The 5,647-nt window shown below is 73.1% G+C and carries 4 protein-coding genes; 2 read left to right on the top strand and 2 right to left on the bottom strand.

The genetic code is table 11. The features are described 5' to 3' along the window. Nucleotides 1-81 precede the first annotated feature (81 nt). Both ACFV8T_RS41040 and ACFV8T_RS41035 read right to left on the bottom strand, forming a co-directional pair. Entirely contained in the window at nucleotides 82-2,766 is a 2,685-nt protein-coding gene (locus tag ACFV8T_RS41040; RefSeq protein WP_385337802.1) for a beta-N-acetylglucosaminidase domain-containing protein, read from the bottom strand. A 222-nt stretch (nucleotides 2,767-2,988) separates the two neighbouring features. Continuing rightward, on the bottom strand, nucleotides 2,989-3,720 hold the full coding sequence (locus ACFV8T_RS41035) for a PIG-L deacetylase family protein (protein WP_385337799.1): 732 nt from the start codon (nucleotides 3,718-3,720) through the stop codon (nucleotides 2,989-2,991). Nucleotides 3,721-3,885: 165 nt separating this feature from the next. Here ACFV8T_RS41035 and ACFV8T_RS41030 point away from each other — a divergent pair, with 165 nt between their 5' ends. Then, complete coding sequence (locus tag ACFV8T_RS41030; protein WP_385337796.1) at nucleotides 3,886-5,262, top strand: rhodanese-like domain-containing protein; 1,377 nt, start codon at nucleotides 3,886-3,888, stop codon at nucleotides 5,260-5,262. After that, on the top strand, nucleotides 5,259-5,647 hold a 389-nt coding region (locus ACFV8T_RS41025; protein ID WP_385337793.1), incomplete at its 3' end, for a TSUP family transporter. The genes ACFV8T_RS41030 and ACFV8T_RS41025, both read left to right, overlap by 4 nt.

Below are 5,647 nucleotides of genomic sequence, written 5' to 3'. Positions count from 1 at the left end.
CACTCGTCCTTTTTCTCCCCTGTCCCGACCCGAGCCCCTCTCCCTCCACCCCCGCCCCCGGGACGGTGCCGTGCGCGGGCGTCAGCCCTGGCCGGCCACCACCACGTCGGCGATCTGCGGTGCCGCCGAACCGGCGCGCCAGGCGAGCCGCACCGCGTCGGCCGTGCGACCGGCCGTGTCCACCCGGGTGTACGGGCCGTCGAGCGCGCCGACGGTCCGCCATGTTCCGTCGGTCGCCCGCAGCTGGATGTCGGCGCGGGCCGTGGAGCCGGCCGGCTGCAGAACGGTGACGGAGGGCACCGCACGTGCGGCGCCGAGCCCCAGCTCCAGCGTCTCCCCGGCCTCCGGGACGCGAGCCGCCCGGTAGACGGTGCCCGGGTCCCCGTCGGACGCCGCGCGCAGCGAGGATCCGGCCGCGGCGGGCGGTCCTCCGGTCACCGCGTCCTCGTCCGTCGGAACGCTGAACTCCCGTACGACGAGCCAGTTGTCCTGGCCCGCGGTCGCCCGTGCCCGGACGTAGCGCGCCTTCGTCCCGGCGGGCGCGGTCGCGCTGACGTCCGGCTTTCCGGAGAAGGCGGTGAGCTGCTGCCAGCTCTGTCCGTCGGCCGAGTACTCCAGCACCCCCTGGTGGAGGTAGTCCTCGGTGCTGCCGGGCTTGGCCATCGCGAGGGTGACGGAGCCGATGTCCCGGACCCGGCCGAGATCCACGGTGATCCCGTCGCCCGCGGCGGGCGCCCCGTCGCTCCAGAAGTAGGTGGAGTCGTCACCGTCCAGCACCCGGGCGACGGCGTTGCTCTGGTACGTGCCGAGGTTCGTCGAGACCGAGGGCCTGCCGCTCACGCCGAGGATCCGGTCGTGCTCGGCTTCGGCCGCGTCGATGAACCGGTCCAGGACGCCGTCCCCGACGAGGACCGGCACCTTGCTCCCGTCGAGCCCGGTGTAGGTGAAGGACTTCGCCGCGGTGACCTGTGCGGGCAGCTGCTGCCGCAACTCCCAGGCCTGCGCGCCCTTTCCGGCGCGGGCCGCCTCGACCATGCGCAGGGCGGTACGGGCGGCGGTGGCCCAGGATCCGGTCGCGTCCAGCCAGGGGGCGGCGTCGGCGACGAAGCCGCGGTCCGGGAGGCCGGAGCGCAGCCGGCCGGGCGCCGAGCCGAGCGTGCCGAGCACCGAGGTGAGCCGGGCGGCGTCACCGGACTTCCAGTAGCGGGCGAACTCCGCCGCCAGTTCGGGGGCCTGAGCCTTGTTGAGGGCCGAGCTGTAGTTCGCGTCGGCGAAGGCCCGCAGCGCCTGCTGGGTGCGCGGATCACCGCCCGCGTACTCCTTCAGACCCTCGCCCCATGAGGTGCGGGGGTCGTACGCGGCGTCGTTCCAGGCGTAGTCGGCGACGGTGTACAGCGCGATCTTCGAGGCGTACGGCTGGATCATCGGGTTCGCCGTGATCCCCGCCAGCTTGCCGGGCAGGCCCTTCTCGCGCCCGCTGAACGGGCCGAGCAGCAGCCGGTTCGTCGCGTAGTCGTTGACCGGGTAGTTGTCCCAGGTCAGGATCGGGTGGCCGAAGACCGTGCGGGCGGCCTCCGCCTGTGCGACGGTCATGGTCGGCGCGACGACACCGACGCCCGTCCACTCGACCAGGACATTGGGGTCGAGCTGCTCGGACAGCGCCTTCTTGTACGGCGAGGCGGAGACGTCGTAGTACTCGGTCGGGACCATCTGGAGCGGCTGGGCGCCCGGGTGGGTGGCGATGAACTCCTTGTTGACCCGGTTGAGCAGATAGGCCTGCGCCGCGCCCGCCGCACCGCCGCCGGTCCCCCACTTCGCCTTGTCCTCGGCGCAGTTCCAGTCCGTGTAGCTGATGTCGTCGAGCGGCACGGCGAAGGTGCGTACGCCGATGTCCCAGATGGTCTGGAACTTCTCGACCAGCGCCTCGGCGTCGGCGTCGGAGCTGTAACAGACGGAGAGGCCGGGCGAGAGCGCGTACGTGAACTCCACATGCCGCTGCGCGGCCCGGTCGGCGAGCTCCTTGATCCCGGCCAGTTGGTCGGCCGGGTAGGCGTCGCGCCACTTCGCACGGAGGTACGCGTCGTCCTTCGGCGAGTACACGTAGATGTTCATCTTGTGCTCGCCGTAGTAGTCGAGCTGGTCGAGCCTGGCCTCGTGCGACCACGGGGTGCCGTAGAAGCCTTCGATGACGCCGCGCAGCGCGGTGCCGGGCCAGTCGCGCACCGCGAGTCCGGCGACCCGGGCGCCGGGGTGCCCGGTGTGCGGCAGGATCTGACGCAGCGTCTGCGCGGCGTAGTACGTGCCCGTGGTGTCCTTGCCCGCGAGGACGATGCGGTCGGCGCCGATACCGAGCACATAGCCGTCGGCGGGCAGCGCGGACGGGCCCTCGATCTTCTGCGCGGCGAGCGCGGTCGCGTCACCGACGTGGACGGTGAGACCGTTCCGGGCGGGTCTGTCGCCGCGTACGACGCGCTGGGCGCCGGCCCGGCGCAGCGCGCTCTCCACGACCTGGATGGCGGACTCGTCGGAGGTTCCACCCGCCACCACGGTGACGGTCGGGCTGATGGTGATCCGGTCGGCCCGGGTCTTCACGGACTGCGGGGTCGGCGTGATGGCGGGGGCCGGCCGGTCGGCGGCGGCCTTCGCCGGGGTGGCGGTGCGGGCACCGTCGGCCGCCTGGGCGGGCGGCACGGCGGTCAGCAGACCGCCGACGAGCAGGGTCGCCGCCGTACCGAGCGCGGTGAGACGGGGTGGGCGAGGCGTCACTAGTCCTCCATTGATCACTCAAGTCACCAGAGTCGCGCAACACAACAACACCGAATTCAACATCGTGGCGCTTACATGTCAATGGTCTGGACAACATCAACACGTGGACCTGGGCTTTTGCCCTCCGGAAGCGGTACCCGTGCTAGCCCGACGCCGAACATGCAGAGCCGGAATACCGAGCCGGACCGCACCGCCGGAATGCCGGGCGGGTCCGGGCCGGACTCAGCGAGCGAACAGCTCGAACGTGACGGCCGGACGACCGCCGAACCGCTCCCCCTCGGCCCGCGCGTGATCCGTCAGAAAGGTGCGGCAGTACGCCTCGGGGTCCTCTTCCGTCAGCCCTTCGATGTACGTACGGTGGGCCAGCAGTGACTTCACCGAACGCTCCAGCCCGGCCGTGGCGTCGACAGCATGGGTGGGTGCGCTCGACCCGGCGACCGCGACCCACCGCACCCCGTTCCACGGCTGGAGCCCCGCCTCCGCGAGCTCCGGGAAGATCCAGCGGTTGCCCGCGTCGGCCGCGGCGTCCAGGGTGGCGCGGCCGACCGCCCGGTGGTCGGGGGTGTTCCAGGCGACGCCGCCCCAGGTGTCCCGGTGATTGAGCGTGACGACCAGTTCGGGGCGGTGCCTGCGGACGGCCGCGGCGATGTCCCGGCGCAGCGGGAGGCCGTACTCGATCACGCCGTCGCGGTGGTCGAGAAACTCCACGGTAAAGACGCCGACGGCCGCGGCACTCGCCCGCTGCTCCCGCTCGCGCAACGGGGCGCATTTCTCCGGTTCCAGCGCGTCGATGCCGGCCTCGCCACGGGTGGCGAGGAGGTAGGAGACCTCTCGACCGCCGTCGGTCCACCCCGCGACCGCCGCCGCGCAGCCGTACTCCAGGTCGTCGGGGTGCGCGACCACGGCGAGGGCGCGCCGCCAGTCCGTGGGCATGGGCATGAGCTGCTCCGTCATGTCGGCAGGCTAGCGCCCCGCGATCGGCCGCGCCGCGCGTTCCGCGGACGCCTCCCCCGGCGTATCGCACATCTCACCCCACACCATGAATACCCCCAGGGGTATCGGTGTTAGCCTGGGACAGAGATACCCCCCGGGGTAAAGCATCACGGAAGGAGCCGTGTCGTGTTCTTCGTCGACACCATCGAGACAGCAGGTCTCGGCAACCGCAGTTATCTGGCGGGCGGGCAGCGGTCCGCCGTGGTCGTGGACCCGCCGCGCGACATCGACCGGGTCATCGCCGCTGCCGCCCGGCGCGGCGTGCGGATCGCCCTGGTGGTGGAGACGCATCTGCACAACGACTACGTGACGGGCGGCCTGGAGCTGGCGCGCGTCACCGGGGCGCGGTACCTGGTGCCCGCCGCGGCCCGGGTCGCCTTCGCCCGTGTCCCGGTCTCGGACGGTGACGTCACCCCGGTCGACGACGGCCTCGCGCTGCGTGCGCTCGCCACCCCCGGGCACACCCCGCACCACACGTCCTACGTGCTGGCGGAGGAGGGCCGCGACGTGGCTGCCTTCACCGGCGGCTCGCTGCTGATCGGCAGTGTGGGCCGGCCCGATCTGGTCGAGCCCCGGCTCACCGCCGAACTGGCCCGCGCCCAGCACGCCTCCGCGCACCGGCTCGCCGATGAGCTCGCGGACGCCGTGCCCGTGCTGCCCACGCACGGCTTCGGCAGCTTCTGTTCGTCCTCGCAGGCCGAGGGGTCGGCCACGACCATCGGCGACGAGCGCGAGCGGAACGACGCGCTGGTCAAGGACGTGGACACCTTTGTCGCGGACCTGCTCGCCGCTCTGGACGATGTCCCCGCGTACTACGCGCACATGGGCCCGGCCAATGCCGCAGGACCGGCCCCGCTGGATCTGACCCCGCCCGACCCGGCCGATGCCGAGGAGATCGCCCGGCGGCTGGCCGCGGGCGAGTGGGTGGTGGATCTGCGCAGCCGGGTGGCGTTCGCCGAGGGGCATGTCGCCGGATCGTTCAACTTCGAGGGCGAGGGCCGGCTCGCCACGTATCTGGCCTGGCTGATCCCGTGGGGCAAGCCGGTCACCCTGCTGGCGAGCACCGCCACCGACATAGCCGACGCACAGCGGGAGCTGTCCCGCGTCGGCATGAGCCGTCCGGTCGCGGCGGCCACCGGCGGTCCCGAGGACTGGGCGGGCACGGCGACGGCGCTGCGGTCGTCGCGCGTGTCCGACTTCGCGGGCCTGGCGGCGGCCCGGGAGCGGGGCGAGGACCCGGTCGTACTCGATGTGCGCAGGGACTCCGAGCACCGTGCGGGTGCGGTCACGGGAGCGGTGCACATCCCCCTGCACGAGCTGCCGAAGCGGCTGGGCGAGGTGCCGCCGGGCGTCGTGTGGGTGCACTGCGCGGGCGGGACGCGGGCGGCCATAGCCGCGTCGATGCTGGACGCGGCAGGGCGCGAGGTGGTGGCCGTCGACGACGGTTTCGGCGCGGCGGCGCAGGCCGGCCTGTGTCCCACCGTCCCCGTGCCCGCCCCATGACCGCACTGGTCGTGGCGCTGGCCGCCGGTGCGGTGGTCGGCCTGGCGCTCGGCGGGCTGGGCGGCGGCGGAAGCGTGCTCGCCGTTCCCGCGCTGATCTACCTGCTCGGCTTCGATCCGGCCGCGGCCACCACCGCCGGACTCCTCATCGTCATCGCGACGTCCCTCACCGGGCTGCTCGCCCACGCCCGGGAGGGCCGGGTCCGCTGGCGTACGGGAGGGCTCTTCGCGGCGGCCGGAATCATTCCGGCCGCGGTGGCCGGGGCGCTGTCGGTGCGGGTCCCGTCCGGGGCGCTGACCGCGGGTTTCGCCGTGCTCGCGGTGGTCGCCGCGGTACGGATGCTCCGCCCGCGGGGCGAGCCGGCGCCGCAGGCCGGGGACGGTGC

The sequence above is a fragment of the Streptomyces sp. NPDC059832 genome (assembly GCF_042731715.1).
GTDB lineage: Bacteria > Actinomycetota > Actinomycetes > Streptomycetales > Streptomycetaceae > Streptomyces.
Note: the sequence above shows the minus strand (reverse complement) of the source record. Positions and strands in the feature narration are given on the sequence as shown.

Coding starts and splice junctions, on each gene's coding strand:
- ACFV8T_RS41035 (WP_385337799.1), bottom strand. CDS start 3,720: ATGACGGAGCAGCTCATGCCCATGCCCACGGACTGGCGGCGCGCCCTC.